This is a genomic window from Anaerotruncus colihominis (genome assembly GCF_010206195.1).
Classification (GTDB): domain Bacteria; phylum Bacillota; class Clostridia; order Oscillospirales; family Ruminococcaceae; genus Anaerotruncus; species Anaerotruncus colihominis_A.
In genome coordinates this window covers 713,950-728,765 of sequence record NZ_VIQT01000009.1, presented here as the reverse complement: position 1 = coordinate 728,765, position 14,816 = coordinate 713,950, and the positions used below count along the sequence as shown (strand labels likewise).

The following is a 14,816-nucleotide window of genomic DNA, read 5'->3' as shown; positions in this document are numbered from 1 at the left end:
ATATTATGCTAGGGCTTGTTCTCTATATTAGGCGCAGCGATTTTAGCATTTCTTCTGGAAACATTTTATACACATTTTTTATGAGAAATTATATAATATTTAACATAAAGCTGTATATTTTTTCTGTATTAACACATTTCTGTTCTAAAAAAGGGGCGGATAAAAGAGGATCTTGTTAATTTTTCATGAATTTTCGAGCTAAAATGTATATATGGAGTTTTTACGGGTTGCTTTTTTGGCTCTAAAAATATATAGTATATCTATAGATTTTTTGTTACAAAGCTGTGAATGGGCGATTGTATTGGATTCAAGGGAATCATGTAATTGCTTAATAGATTGCATATACAATTTTTTGCTTGTGCAGTAGGCATAAATCTGTATATTTTGCGACAAATGATAATTGCCTTTGATAAAAAACACAACGCATTCATAATATGGTAACAGATCCGTTGTGGATTTAGAAAGAGAGCGTCATTAACAGAGCGGACTTCCGTTTAGAGGAGGGATGTCCGCTGTGTTTATGTCGCTGAAAGGATGATTTATGTGTTTATAGCGCCGATTCAGCCAATCGAAACATTTGAGGAAATGCGTGCAGGACAAAAGACAGTTTCTTCTGCATCCGGCGTCCCTTTTGCATCTCTGTTGCAGGAATCTATGGATGAGCTGCGTAGAAGCCAAGCGCAGGCCGAGCAGGATTCTATCGATTTGGCGCTTGGACAGGGCGGAGATCTGCATACAATGATGATTAATTCGGCCGCGCTCGATACGGCTGTAAAAACAACCGTTCAACTGACCACACGTGCTGTGAGCGCATACAAGGAAATTATGCAAATGCAGGTTTGATTTCTTAATTTCATTGCTCTGGGCCGGCGCGGTCCCCAAGATCATGGAAAAGTTGGGTATGTGGCAGAATGAATGAGAAAATTAAAGATAGCGTAACCAAGGTAAAAACATTTTGGACGGGACTCCCCAAAAAGAAAAAGATTGTATTCGCTTCTTCAGCTGTGGGAATTGTCGTTATTGCCGTGGTGGTTGCATTGGTTCTCAACCGTCCGTCCGGCAATCAAGTCCTTTTTCCTGACATGACGCGGGAGGAATCTCGACAAGTTTACGCAAAGCTGCAGGATATGGGCGTACAGGCTGAAATCAACAGGGACGGGCAGGTCGTAGTGCCTACTGAGGACTGGGACAATGCAGTATTTGAAATGGCGGCGCAGGGATACCCGAAGTCGGAACCAAATTATGATTTCTTTTTAAGCAATTCTGGTTGGACGAAATCAGAATTTGAACAGCGTCAGGTTTTGAAGATGCAAGCTGAGGAGCGTATGCGTCAAATCCTGATGGGGCAGGATGGAATTGAAAGTGCTGATGTGAGTTTCTCAATTCCTGAGTCAAGTAATTACATATGGGATCAGAATAATCGAGAGGAAAGCACCGCTGCGATTACAATTAAAATGCGTAAGGAAGCGAAGCTTTCGCCTGAGCGTGTTCAGGCAGTTAAAAATCTGGCGGCTTATTCTATTCCAAACCTGACGGCGGACAACGTTGTGGTTGTTGATGCCGCTACTGGCGTGCAGATGGAAGCGGCCGATGATGAAAGCGCCTCCATGTTCAGCGACAAGCGCCTGGAGTTTGAGCGCCAAATCGCGCGTGGGATAGAAGATAATATTAAACGGATACTCACTCCGCGCTATGGAGTTGACGGCGTAACAGCTGTCGCGCGTGTGGAGCTTGACTATGACAAAATGAAAACGGAAACCCGTCAGCTCACGCCTGAGGATACGGGCAAGGGGGTTATGACGCATTTTGAGGAGCAATTTTCTCAAAATGGCCAGGTTGCGGCTGAAGGTCTTGTGGGTGAAGAAAATAATACCGACGTTCCCAAATATCCAAACCAGGTTGGTGCGGGCGATGGAGGAACAAGTGATTACAGCAACAGCATAGATTATGATATCGGATATGTTCTGACACAGATTGAAAAAGGAGAGCCGATTTTAAAGAGCGCGACTGTGGGCGTTGTCGTCAATGATTCGGCATTCGATGATCGTAAGAAAGAAGAATTGACCGATCTGATTTCCAAAAGCGTCAACATCCAACCGGAAAACATCAGTGTGACGAATCTTGATTATCCTAATCCTGAGACACAGCAGACAAGCGGAACAGGGGATGACGATGACGTTGCCGGCAACAATATCCTGCTGATTATCGGCGCGGGGGCGCTGCTCCTGTTATTGATTTTGATTCCGATTATCATTCTGCTTCTGCGCAGGCGGAAAAAGAATAAGGTGCACGCTGCGGAGCAGGCGTTGATTGATGCTGAAAAAGAGCGTCAGGCCCAGATGGAGCGTGAAATTGCTGAGCACAAGCTAATGCTCCAGAATGAGGCGCTCGCAAGCAAAAATGTCAAGGAAGACGCGATTATGCAGGAAGTGCGTACGTTTGCGGAGCAGAATCCCGAGATTACGGCGAATCTTATCAGCTCCATGTTGAGGGAGGACGATTGATTTGGCGACAAAAAGCAAGCTGACAGCTTTGCAGCGTGCGGCAGTCATCATCATTTCTCTTGGTGCGCAGCGCGCTTCGGATATTTATAAGTTTCTGAAAGAGGAAGAAGTTGAACAGCTTTCCCTCGAAATTGCAAAAATGGAACGCCTCTCCGAGGAGGAGATGCAGGAAACCATTGAAGATTTTTATGGGCTTTGCGTAACACAGAAGGTCATCAACGAGGGCGGCACCATTTATGCCCGCGATGTCCTTGAAAAGGCGTTTGGAGCGGATCAGGCTGCTTCATTTATGGCGCGGATTTCCAAGTCTCTGAAAACGCAGGCGTTTGAATTTATCCGCAAGGCGGACTATAAGAGCCTTCAGATGGTTCTGCAAAGCGAACATCCGCAGACGATTGCGTTGGTGCTCTCTTATGCGCGTTCCGAGCAGGCTTCAATGATCATCGCCGAGTTGCCCAAGCAGCTTCAGATCAATGTCATTAAGCGTATCGCTGATCTGGGCGGCGTTATGCCTGGAATGATCGCTATCGTTGAGAAAACCTTGCAGAATCGTTTTGCTTCGATTGTTTCTACTGATCAGATGGAGGTCGGCGGTGTAACTTACATTGCGGACATCATGAACCATGTCGACCGCAGCACAGAAAAATATGTCTTTGATGAGTTGTCCGAAAATGATCCGGAGCTTGCCGAGGAGATCCGCAAACTGATGTTTGTGTTCGAGGATATCGCCAATCTCGACAGCATGGCTGTACAGCGTTTCATCCGCGAGGTCGATACAAAGGATCTGGCGATTGCGCTCAAAGCCTCAAACGAGGAGGTCAAGGAGGTTATTCTGCACAATATGTCCTCGAGAATGCGCGAAACCATCGAAACCGATATCCAATACCTGCATAATATCAGGATGCGTGATGTTGAGGAAGCGCAGCAGAAGATTGTCGGCGTGATTCGTCAGCTTGAAGAGAGCGGTGAGATTGTCATCGCCCGCGGAAAGGACGATGAGATCATTGCTTAAGGTGATTAAGCCGGGCAATGCCGTCTGTTCTGACGACGTTGTGCTGATTGCGGATATGCCCGCACCGCCAAAGCTAAAGCCGGTCGACCCGCCGGATTTTGATAATCCTGAGGCATCAGCTTCGGAGCAGGAACAGGAGGCGCCCGAGGAGGAAACGGTTCATACTGTTGAACAGGAAGTGGAGCTTCTTTCTGTCCGGCGTGCCCGTGAAAATGCAGAGGAGATTTCGCAAAAAATTCTGCGGCGTGCCCGCCAGGAACGCGATGAAATGCTTGAAAAGGCGCGCGAAGATGCCGCTTTCTTGAAGGAGCAAGCGGCTAAGGAGGGCCGAGAAACGGCCTATGAACAGATGAAAGTAAGCATTGACGATTGTTTGCAGCAGGTTTCCAGCCTGCTCGACGACCTCCAGCTTCGCCAGCGCCAATTTATTCAGAAATACAGCGAGGGACTGAGCACATTGGCTGTGGACATTGCTGAAAAGGTGCTCAACATGCGCATTGCGCGTGATGACAGCGAGATGATTGAGCTTGTTCATCAGGCTGTTTCCTCCGTCAAAAATGCGGATTGGATTTCTGTTGAAGTTTCAGATAAGATGCAGGGGTTAATTGAGCGTCTCGAAACAGAATTTGCACAGCAGGCGGCCGGAGGGCCGCGTGTGGACATAATGGCGGTTGATGCGCCTGTGGGTGCCTGTGTACTGCATACGCCGGAGGAGGTTATTGACGCCTCTGTTCCTGTACAGATTGAAAATGTACGGGAGCTGTTCGGACAGATGAAATAACGGACCGGGGAGGTGAAGCTTTGGCTGGAGTGGTGGATATTGCACCTTATCGCAGAGCGATCAGGCTAAACGATTTATATGCGCATTATGGAAAGGTCAAAAAAATCGTCGGCATGATGGTGGAAGCGACTGGTGTTACATGCAATATCGGCGATGTCTGCAACATCCAGATTGACGCAAATAACAGCATTCTTGCCGAAGCGGTCGGGCTTAAGGGGAATTCCGTACAGCTTATGCCGTATCAGGATGTCACAGGCATCGGTTTTGGCAGCGTTGTAATTCCGACAGGCCAAAGCCTGACACTCCACATGAGCGATGAGCTGATCGGCCGGACAGTTGATGCGCTGGGCAATCCGATCGACGGCGGGCCTGTGTTTCAATCGGGTGAAAGCTATTCAATTAACGGCACATATTCCAATCCTATGGACCGTCCTCCCATCACCGATGTGATTGAAATTGGTATTAAAGCGATTGATGGCCTTTTAACAATCGGTAAAGGCCAGAGAATGGGGATTTTCGCAGGAAGCGGCGTTGGAAAAAGCACATTGATGGGTATGATTGCACGCAATATCAAGGCGGATGTCAATGTTATCGCCCTGGTGGGGGAACGCGGCCGCGAGGTTGTCGAGTTTATTAATCGCGACTTGGGTCCGGAAGGCGTCAAGCGTTCGGTACTTGTTGTCGCAACATCCGATACGCCTGCGATGATGCGTTCCAAATGTGCGTTGACCGCGACCGCGATTGCGGAATATTTCCGCGACCAGGGCAAGGATGTGTTGCTCATGATGGATTCATTGACGCGTTTTTGCATGGCGCAACGTGAAATTGGATTGAGCGTTGGGGAGCCTCCGGTCGCACGCGGTTATACGCCTTCCATTTATTCGGCGCTTCCCAAACTTCTTGAACGTTCCGGAAACTTTGAGCATGGTTCCATTACAGGCATTTATACAGTGCTCGTCGAGGGCGACGATACAAACGAACCAATTTCAGATACCGTGCGCGGTATTGTGGATGGACATATTGTTTTATCGCGCAAGGTTGCTATGAAGAACCATTATCCGGCCATTGACGTACTTGCAAGTATCAGTCGATTGATGGCCGGCATTGCCACACCAGAGCATAATTTCGCGGCAGGCAGGCTGCGCGCCATGCTTTCAATTTATCAGGAAAATCAGGACCTTATTTCCATCGGCGCCTATAAAGGCGGCAGCAACCCGGAGCTTGACGAGGCGATGCGCCATATTGACCAGATCAACAAGCTGCTTCAGCAGGCTGTCGATGTCAAGGTCGATTTTAATGATACCATCCAGATGATTCTGGATATTATAAAGTAGGCTTGTGCAGTCGAAATGATTGAGTGAAGGAGGATATGTGAAAATGAAGAAATTCAAATTCACTTTAGCCCGGATGCTTGATTATAAGGACCAGCTACTGGATGAGGAAAAAAACAAGCTTGCGCTGCTGCGCCAAAAAAAGCAGGAGATCGACGACCATATTGAATCGCTGCTGCGGGAGCTTGATAAACTTTCAGAGACAATGCTTCAGGAGCAGGAACGTGGGATCACAGCGTTTCAGCTCTTGTCGTATGAGTCGCAGCGGACCAATATCCGCCGCCAGATTGAGCAGCTCAAAAAGGAGCAGGCGCTGGCAAAGCTGGAAGTCAAGCGTCAGGTGCAGGTGGTTGTGCAGGCGACGCAGGAGGTTTCCAAACTGGATAAGCTCCAGGATAAGCAGCTTGAGGAATATAAGAAGATGGTGATGAAGGCGGAGGAGCTTGAAATAGAGGAATTCGTCTCGTCACGGCGTATTGTGACCCAGTCACAGGCGCAGGAATAAACGTATACAATCCACTGAAAGGAGGTGAAAAAAATGAATCAATTGGCAATACAGAATGCGGTTATGGCAAATGATGGAGCGATCAAAGGGTTGCGGGAGCTGTTTGGACAGCAGGCGACCGGTTCCGACGCCTTTGCGGCGCTGATTCAGCAGTTGCTCGGCGGGATCGGGGATGAAGAAAATCTTGCGATGCTGATGCAGCAGATAGACGTGGTTCAAAAGCAGGACGAGGAGGAAGGCACAGATCTTGCCATGCAGATGATGGCGGAGTTTTTGCTTTCGGGAAACCCTCAGGCACAGGAGTTGCTGAACCAGATGGGCATTGAGCTGACGCCGGAGCAGGTGGTTGTTGTCGAGAACGACAGCCAGCAGAATATTTTGATCGCCACTCCAGTGCAGAAGGAACAACCCAAGGGCGAGCAGGAAGAACCGATAGTCTTTGAGGTTGTTTCAGAAACACGCCGGGCGATGGGCCAGCCGGAGGACGGCGAGAGCGCAGATATGTCGCTCATGCAGGGCCGGGGAAGTTTCCAAAGCGCGGTCTATGAGGCGCGGCAAAAGCTGGCGGGCACGGTGAGAGAACGCACCACTTCCGAACCGATCGATGTGGATGTTTTGCAGGCTCAGGTGGATGCACGGCGGTTTGAACCGGCTGTCAATGTTCAAAAGGTAGAGCACACGCCGCAGCCGGAGACTCGCAATATTTTGGAACAGTTGGAAACGGGAATCAAGGAAAACTATGCGGCCAACAGGGATGAATTTGTCATCAAGCTTAAGCCGGATGGCCTTGGCGAAATCACAGTCAAGCTGGTCCAGAAGGAAAACAGCATCGCATTGAGCATCCTCGCGTCAAGTCCGCAGGTGGCCAGGTTGATCAGCAATGAGGTTGTGGCGCTGCAAAATGTGTTGCGTCCCTTGCAGGCTGAGGTCACACAGATTTCGGTAGCGCCGCAGGCCGCGGAAGCTGCCGCGCAGTATGCCGCCTTCAATGAGGACGGATACCACCACCAGCAGTTTGGCGGTCGGGAGCAGTCGCATACATCGCACAGAGGCACACGGATGGATGATTCAATCGACGAAATTTCCATGCAGCCGGAATTGGTTGTCGAAGATGACAATCTGGATGTCTACATTTGATGAAGGGAGGTCGGACGAATTATGTCTTCAGTTTCAGGTGCGGGCGGCTTTCGGGACGAATGGATGAATAATATCATGAATTCGGACGGAAAGACAAACGGCACGCAGGGTACGACGCAGACCGGTCAGGTATGGAACGCCGTGTTTGAGGATAAGAACGATATGGGCGTTTCCGTAGACGATTTTCTCAACCTGATGGTCGCGCAGCTGAGAAATCAGGACTTCATGAATCCGGTGGACGATACGCAGTATGTCACGCAGCTCGCGCAGTTTGCGACGATGTCGCAGATGCAGGAGCTGGCCGCAAATATGAAGAACAACTATGCGCTTTCTCTCGTCGGTACGAACGTCACGGCCGCTAAATTTGCGGTCAGCGGCGCGCTGATCAAGGAAACCGGACCAATCAGTAAGATTTCTCTCGTCAATAATTCCTATGAGATCACAGTCAATGGAAAGACGTTCTCGCTTTCGCAGATCATGGAGATCAACAATTCCGCATCTTCGGGCCCTTCGAATCCGGCGGGTGACAAAAATGACCAGACAGCATATCTTGTTTCACTGATCGGGAAGAACGTAACTGTGAAGCATGATGGCAATACCGTCACAGGAATTGTTGAGGAAATCTCTACAGAGGACGGCTATAAATTGCTGATCGACGGCGAGTGGTATTCGCTCGACGAGGTGACTGGTGTTGGGTCGACCAGCAAGGACGAGACGGACAAAGAAGAAGATTCAGATGGCGATGGAGAAATGTCCGAGGCAGTTTATTTCAGGGCGTTTTAAAGCATCCATGAAAGGAGTGGGATGATGGACAGTTACCTGATGCAAAGCAGGCTGTATATGCCGGTTGTTACCGGTACGCCGGCGGTGCGGCCAGCATCCCCGCAAAAGGAACAGGCTTCTCAAAGCCAGGAGTCGTTTAAAAAGATTCTTGACGAGCAGGTTGCCAAAACCAGTAATCTGTCCTTTTCCAAGCATGCGGCCGCACGCGTGCATGAGCGCAGTATCGCACTCAGTCAGGACAGCCTTGCAAGGCTCGACGAAGGCGTGCGCATCGCACGTGAAAAGGGGATGGACGATACGCTGATTATTGTTGATTCAACAGCATTTATCGTCAGCGTAAAAAACGGCACTGTGATCACAACGCTTGGCGGAAACGATCTGCGCGGCAGTGCGATCACAAATATCAATGGAACCGTGATTGTTTGACTGGACCTTGATGGGAGTCAACGCGGGCTTTGATTGATTGATAAGCCCGCAGGTTCCGAAAAAGGAGATTTTTTGATATGGTTAGATCCATGTATTCCGGCGTGGCGGGTATGCGTGCCCACCAGCAGCGGATGGACGTAATCGGTAACAACATGGCCAACGTCAATACTTATGGCTTCAAATCGAGCCGCGTCACATTCCGCGACATGTTTTATCAGAATATCCGCAATGCATCGGCTGGTACGTCCACGCGCGGCGGTGTCAGCCCGTCCGGCGTCGGCTATGGTTCCCAGATTGCGAGTATCGATAAGCTGATGACCCCGTCCTCGATGACTTCGACCGGTCAGCCGCTTGACTGTGCCATTACGGGCGATGGCTTTTTCCAGGTGCAGGACAGCGACGGAAACGTCTTCTATACGCGCGCTGGTATGCTCGATATCGACCAGGCGACAGGGTATCTGATTGACCTGAACGGTTACTTTGTACTCGGCACGCAGGGGCCGGATGTTGTTGGCAAAGCGCCGGGCAACAGCAAAATCCAGGTGAAGCTCGATCCGCTGGAGGCGATGGCCGGTTCCAAAACCGAGACCATTCAGAATGTCGAGTATATCCTGAGCGCCACAAACTATACGACGGCCGGCAACGTCAATTTCAATTTCTCGCTCGACAATGCGATGCCGACCGGACAAAATGTGCGCGTTGTGGTTGATGGCAACAGCATCGCCGTCAAGGTCAATCCGACAGCGCAGTTTAACAGCCTCTCCGAATTTATGGACGAGGTCAATCAGGCGATCACAGACGCGCGCGGCGGTGTGGAGCATCCGGCGGGACTTTTTTCGATCACGGCTGATCCTGAGCCGACCGGCCCACTCACCGGCGAACAGATCGTCAACAGCGACAACGGCCCGACAGGCGGCAAAATTACGTTTGCAACAACCGGCCTGCCGACCGGCTTCGCGGTCAAGGATTACGGCTCTGCGTTCAGTGCGAATGGCGCGATGAATATCACGATTACGCCGAAAGACGCTACTTTGGCGCCGGACGATCCGGCTCAGACATATGGTGTTTCTGTAACTGACGCTGGAACAGGCGCTACCTACACGATTGATCAGGACTTGACATATGCGCAGCTGACGAACTCCGCGGGCGTGCATCTGGTAAATAATAACGGCACTGACCCGAATGACAGCTTCGATCTTCGCATCCCTTCAGGTTTCTGTACAAAGAATGTTGACAATACGCAGAATCCGCCGGTCACTACTTACACCTATTTGGCGGCAAACACGGCGCTCGGCACTGCAACGCCGCAACAGCCTTCCGGGAATATCGGCCTTGGCAGCAAGGATTTCCTGCTTGAAGGCGGCACCCAGGGCGGCCCGCAGTCGCTGATGAACCTGACCGGTATCGCAATTGGCGCCGATGGTATCATCCGTGCGCAGAACGCCGGAAAGGATATCATTGTCGGCCGTATCGATCTTGCGAACTTTGATAACCCGCAGGGCCTTGACCAGGCGGGTAGTAGCTACTTCGCTGCAACCGACAACTCCGGCAAGGCCAAATATGCCGTTCCTGGTGAGGACGGCACCGGCGCTTTGAAAAACAGCACGCTGGAGATGTCCAATGTCGATCTTTCGCAGGAGTTTTCCGATATGATCGTAACACAGAGGGGATTTCAGGCTAACTCCCGGCTGATTACAGTATCAGATACCATGCTTGAAGAACTGATCAATCTGAAACGTTAACTTTCGCAATTTGCCGCGTGCCGAAGGGTCGACCCTTCGGCGCGCAGGCAAACGGATATGTTCCTTCATATCCGTTTGCCTGCGCGTGGTCAACACGCATCGTATGTCTGTTTATTGCAGATGGAAAGAAAACATGGAAAGAAGGAACGAGCCATGATTGTTGTTACCAAGCTCAAAGGCGAAAGATTTGTCTTAAATTGTGAATTAATTGAAACCATTTCTGAAAATCCAGATACGACGATTTCACTGACGAATGGGGACCTGTATATTGTACGTGAGTCAATACAGGAGATAATTGACAAAACCATTGATTTTAAACGGAAAATTTACCAAAGGTTTTGATTGATTCCCATAATTATGTTGTGTAGAGGATGAGATGGACGTATGGATTTTTTGTCGGTTTTAGGCTGGCTCGGCGGTATAGGAGTTATTTTATTCGGAATCCTTTTTGATAAAGATAAGGGAATTGTGTTTGATAACCTCAAGAACTTTTTCGATGCCTCGAGCGTCATGGTTGTTCTCGGTGGTGTTATTGTTGCCTTGATGGTGTCGTTCCCATTCAGTATTTTCAAAAAGATTCCGCGCCATCTGAAAATTATTCTTTTCCCCACAAAGTTTGTGCCGCAGGATTATATCTCACAGATTGTCGAACTTGCGACTGAGGCGCGTATCAACGGCCTGCTTTCTTTGGAAAGCAAATTGCAGGATGACGATGGCGGCGGCAAAAAGAAGAAGGGGAAGGGCGACCCCTTCCTGCGCAACAGCATGATGCTGATTGTCGATGCGGTCGACCCGGAAAAGGTTAAGACGCTTTTGGAGACAGAGCTTGATTACCTCGATGAGCGCCATGCGCAGGACCGTGCCTTTTATGATAAGGCTTCGGCCTATGCGCCGGCTTTCGGTATGATCGGTACCCTGATGGGTCTGATCAACCTGTTGAAACAGCTGGATGATCCAAACGCAATCGCCCCGGCTATGGCGCTGGCTCTTGTTACCACTTTCTATGGCACCATTCTTGCCAATTTGATTTTCACACCGATTTCAAATAAGCTGCGTGTTCGTCATGAGGAAGAATATCTGTGCAAAATGATCGTCGCTGAAGGCGTTCAGGCGATCCAGGCAGGTGACAACCCGAAGTTTATTGAAGAAAAGCTGACACAGCTGATCCCTGGATTTTTGGCGGCCAAGGGCCTTTCGGGAAAAAAGGGGAAAAAGGGAAAAAAAGAGGAGTAAAGGCGGTTGATTAAATGAAGAAGAAAGTTAGGCCGCCAGAGGATACCGGAACATGGATGAATACATATTCTGATCTTGTTACACTCCTTTTGACGTTTTTTGTTTTGCTGTACAGTATGTCGTCTGTTGATGCTGAAAAATGGGAAATGATTGTCAAGGCCTTTGCGCATCCTGGCGAGGATACGCAGCAGGTTGTCATCGGCGATATAGAGGATAGAGGCGAAGAACTCCTGTCCGCTACTGGCGATACGCCGCCTCCTGGCGACAAAGAGTCGCTGGAACAGATTGATCAGCAGATGCCGGCAGATTTTAATGAATTGTATGAATATCTGAAGTCCTATGTAAGCACGCAAGGATTGGAGGATTCGGTTCAGATTGCCAAGGAGGACGGCAGGGTCTATATCCGGTTCCGGAATAACCTGTTTTTTGCGCCAGATAGCGCTGCTATTTTGGCGGATGCTTATCCGCTGCTTGATTTCCTTGGCGATTGCCTGAATGCGGTTGACGACGAAATTCTGCTTATTAATATCGGTGGACACACAGCGGCTGTTCTGTACGACGAAACCTACCAGGTGTCCGACTGGATGCTTTCCAGCGAACGCGCAAGTAACATTGCGATTTATCTTGACGATAAAAAGGGTCTTGATCCAAAGAAGCTGCGTCCAATGGGATACGGGAAGAATTTTCCTGTAGGAGACAATAATACAGCCGAAGGGCGAGAACAAAATCGCCGTGTTGATATTATGATCATTAGTAATCAGGCTAGCCTGACACAGGACGACGCGATGTATAAGGCTTTCGAGGGCTTGTTTGATCCGACCAAGTTCCCCGAGTCGGGCGGAGTTGATGATCTTTTGATTCCGGAAGAATCGTTCTTGGATGGTGAAGCGGGTGAAGCGGCTTCAGGCGCCGAATCCGATAATCAGACAGCTGCGGCCGTGCCCACACCACCGGTCGAGTCTGGTACGGATACGAATGTTAGTACAACAAACAGTTAGGAGCGAAACAGATGCCAGAGCAATTATCACAAGCTCAGATAGACGCACTGCTGAAGAAAATGAGCTCCGGTGAAGTCGCTGTCGAAGAAAAGCAGACCATCAAAGAATATGATTTTAAATCGCCTAAGAAGTTCACAAAAGAACAGCTCAAGGCAATGGACGGCCTTCATGAGACGTTTTCACGGCTGCTTTCCTCATACTTATCAGGGATTTTGCGCATAGGATGTGATGTGCAGGTTCTACAGATCGATGAGGAACGCTATTATGAATATAACAACGCGCTGCCTGATACGGCCTTGATTGGTATCGTGGGGATGGACCCAGAGGGGGAGGATTATTCCGAGGGTACAATGATCATCGATGTTTCAACAACGATGGGGTTCTACCTGGTGGATCGCCTGCTCGGAGGCTCCGGAGACGACTTCAATCTCACACGTGATTACACTGAAATCGAAATGGCGATCATCCACACGATTTTTAAGGAAATTGTCGGAAAGCTGGAGGACTCCTGGAAAAACAGCATCGAAGTCAAAATGACGCTGGACAGCATTGAAACCAATTCCCGGTTGCTCCAGATCTTTGCGCCAGAGGACACGGTCATCATCGTGGTCATCAATATCAAAGCTGGAAAGCTGAATGCAACGATGAGTATCTGCATGCCGGCTGACAATATGGAGGAAATCATTGACAAGTTCAGCATGAAGTACTCCAAATCAAACCGGCGTATAGATCCTGAAAAAGAACAAATGCGCAAAGAGGTCTTGCTGCGCGGCGTCTGCGACACAGACCTTCCAATCAAAGCGACATTTGATCAGTTTAAGATGGATCTGAAGGATATTTTGCAGTTGCAGCCATCGGATATCATTCCTTTGAACAAAAAGATTACGGATGATGTCCGGGTAACGCTGGATGGCCTGCCGTGGTTTACGGCGAAGCTTGGTGAGACGAAAAAGAGAAAAGCGATCAAGCTCAATAAGATCATAGTAGAAACCAGGAAATGAGGGAAACCAATGAGTGAAGAATTGCTTCAGAAGGAAGGGTCTGTGCCGTCCATCAGTCTGATGGAACAGGATGCGATCGGCGAAGTATTGAATATCAGTATGGGGTCGTCCGCAACCGCTGTCTCCAGCCTGTTGGACCGGCAGGTTAATATTTCCACACCAACTGTCAATGTGCGTGAATTCCATACGCTTGATTACAGTGCGATGGAACCAGCGTTAATCGTTAAAATTGAATATGTTGAGGGTATCTCAGGAAACAATGTGATGGTTTTCCGCCAGAGGGATATCCAGATTATTCTAAATCTGTTGATGGGCAACGATGATCCGCCGTCTGACGATTTTGAATTTGATGAGCTGAGTATGAGCGCGGCCTGCGAGGTTATGAATCAGATGATGGGCGCGGCGGCCACTGCTCTTTCAGAATTTTTAAACCGTGTCGTCAATATCTCAACACCGACTGCATCTGTTGTGGTATCAGAGGATTCTTACCGTGAGGCAATCGGTGTTCAGGAGGGCGATGAGATCGTCGCTGTTTCCTTCCATATTGATATCCAGGATGTTATGAACAGCGATTTTGTCAGCATCATGACATGTAGCCTGGCAAAAGAGATCGTCGAACAGGTCATGGGCAATAATCAGGAGTCCCTGGAGAATATTCATGCTCCAGTGCCGCCGCCAGCGGCCGTTGCCGCACCGGAACAGCCTGCCGCACCAGCGCAGCCTGCCATGCAGCCGCCACCAGCTGCCGCTGCACCGCAGCCGCCTGTGGCGCAAGCTGCCCAGCCGGCCATGCCGCCAGCGCCTGCACAGCAACCAGTTGTGCAGCAACCGGCGCCGGCCGCTATGGATATGGCCGCGCAGCAGCAAGCGATGCAGCAGCCCGGAATGCAACCCCCATATGGGATGCCACCATATGGCCAGATGCCGTATGGCTATCCGATGTATCCAATGCCGCCATATCCACAGCAGGCTTATGGTATGCAGGAACCGCAGATGGCTGCGCAGAATCCAATCAATGTACAAAATACACAATTCCCACAATTTGCAATTCAACAGACAGATTCGCCAGCATCAAACGCCAATATGGATCTGTTGATGGGTGTTTCGCTCGATGTCTCGGTTGAGATTGGTCAAGCAAAGCGGAAGATTAAAGACATCATTGATTTTGGTCAGGGAACGGTCATTGAGTTGAATAAACAGGCAGGAGCGCCAGTCGATATTGTTGTAAATGGCCGCCTGCTTGCCCGCGGTGACGTTGTGGTAATCGATGATAATTTTGGCGTGCGGATTACCGAGATTGTCGGTACGAAGGAATTGATGGAGAGTCTGAAAGAAGATGCCGTTTAAACGGTTTCTGATTTAT

Annotated in this window: 15 protein-coding genes; all 15 read left to right on the top strand. The window is 49.5% G+C overall.

Annotation, left to right across the window (positions count from 1 at the left end; all coding sequences use genetic code 11):
- Positions 1 to 543: 543 nt before the first annotated feature.
- The 15 genes from fliE to fliN all read left to right on the top strand — a co-directional run bounded on the left by fliE (position 544) and on the right by fliN (position 14,800).
- Entirely contained in the window at positions 544 to 843 is a 300-nt protein-coding gene (gene fliE / locus FMM72_RS07705; RefSeq protein WP_160208204.1) for a flagellar hook-basal body complex protein FliE, read from the top strand.
- A gap of 68 nt (positions 844 to 911) precedes the next feature.
- Positions 912 to 2,504, top strand: a complete 1,593-nt coding sequence (fliF, locus tag FMM72_RS07700; RefSeq protein WP_162221052.1) for a flagellar basal-body MS-ring/collar protein FliF — start codon at positions 912 to 914, stop codon at positions 2,502 to 2,504.
- Position 2,505: 1 nt separating this feature from the next.
- Positions 2,506 to 3,516 carry a flagellar motor switch protein FliG gene (gene fliG, locus FMM72_RS07695; protein ID WP_160208206.1) on the top strand — a complete coding sequence of 337 codons (1,011 nt, stop codon included), beginning with the start codon at positions 2,506 to 2,508 and terminating at the stop codon, positions 3,514 to 3,516.
- 1 nt (position 3,517) lies between these two features.
- On the top strand, positions 3,518 to 4,297 hold the full coding sequence (locus FMM72_RS07690; RefSeq protein WP_257431096.1) for a FliH/SctL family protein: 780 nt from the start codon (positions 3,518 to 3,520) through the stop codon (positions 4,295 to 4,297).
- A gap of 29 nt (positions 4,298 to 4,326) precedes the next feature.
- On the top strand, positions 4,327 to 5,631 hold the full coding sequence (gene fliI, locus FMM72_RS07685; protein ID WP_162221081.1) for a flagellar protein export ATPase FliI: 1,305 nt from the start codon (positions 4,327 to 4,329) through the stop codon (positions 5,629 to 5,631).
- Positions 5,632 to 5,674: 43 nt separating this feature from the next.
- Entirely contained in the window at positions 5,675 to 6,133 is a 459-nt protein-coding gene (locus FMM72_RS07680) for a flagellar export protein FliJ (protein ID WP_162221050.1), read from the top strand.
- A 33-nt stretch (positions 6,134 to 6,166) separates the two neighbouring features.
- The gene (locus FMM72_RS07675; protein WP_162221049.1) at positions 6,167 to 7,270 is read left to right on the top strand and encodes a flagellar hook-length control protein FliK; all 1,104 of its coding nucleotides are present in this window, start codon (positions 6,167 to 6,169) and stop codon (positions 7,268 to 7,270) included.
- A 21-nt stretch (positions 7,271 to 7,291) separates the two neighbouring features.
- Entirely contained in the window at positions 7,292 to 8,053 is a 762-nt protein-coding gene (locus FMM72_RS07670; protein ID WP_160208210.1) for a flagellar hook assembly protein FlgD, read from the top strand.
- Between the two features lie 21 nt (positions 8,054 to 8,074).
- Positions 8,075 to 8,479 carry a TIGR02530 family flagellar biosynthesis protein gene (locus FMM72_RS07665; protein WP_160208211.1) on the top strand — a complete coding sequence of 135 codons (405 nt, stop codon included), beginning with the start codon at positions 8,075 to 8,077 and terminating at the stop codon, positions 8,477 to 8,479.
- A gap of 77 nt (positions 8,480 to 8,556) precedes the next feature.
- Positions 8,557 to 10,221, top strand: coding sequence for a flagellar hook protein FlgE (locus FMM72_RS07660; RefSeq protein ID WP_162221048.1), 1,665 nt, complete (start codon positions 8,557 to 8,559; stop codon positions 10,219 to 10,221).
- A 153-nt stretch (positions 10,222 to 10,374) separates the two neighbouring features.
- Positions 10,375 to 10,563 (top strand): flagellar FlbD family protein, encoded by a 189-nt coding sequence (locus FMM72_RS07655; RefSeq protein ID WP_162221047.1) that lies wholly within the window; start codon positions 10,375 to 10,377, stop codon positions 10,561 to 10,563.
- A 42-nt stretch (positions 10,564 to 10,605) separates the two neighbouring features.
- On the top strand, positions 10,606 to 11,454 hold the full coding sequence (locus FMM72_RS07650; RefSeq protein ID WP_160208213.1) for a motility protein A: 849 nt from the start codon (positions 10,606 to 10,608) through the stop codon (positions 11,452 to 11,454).
- A 14-nt stretch (positions 11,455 to 11,468) separates the two neighbouring features.
- A complete protein-coding gene (locus FMM72_RS07645; RefSeq protein WP_160208214.1) occupies positions 11,469 to 12,452 on the top strand; it encodes a flagellar motor protein MotB in 984 nt (327 codons plus the stop codon).
- An 11-nt stretch (positions 12,453 to 12,463) separates the two neighbouring features.
- Positions 12,464 to 13,453, top strand: a complete 990-nt coding sequence (gene fliM, locus FMM72_RS07640) for a flagellar motor switch protein FliM (RefSeq protein ID WP_162221046.1) — start codon at positions 12,464 to 12,466, stop codon at positions 13,451 to 13,453.
- A 9-nt stretch (positions 13,454 to 13,462) separates the two neighbouring features.
- On the top strand, positions 13,463 to 14,800 hold the full coding sequence (gene fliN, locus FMM72_RS07635; RefSeq protein WP_160208216.1) for a flagellar motor switch protein FliN: 1,338 nt from the start codon (positions 13,463 to 13,465) through the stop codon (positions 14,798 to 14,800).
- The last annotated feature ends 16 nt before the right edge of the window (positions 14,801 to 14,816 follow it).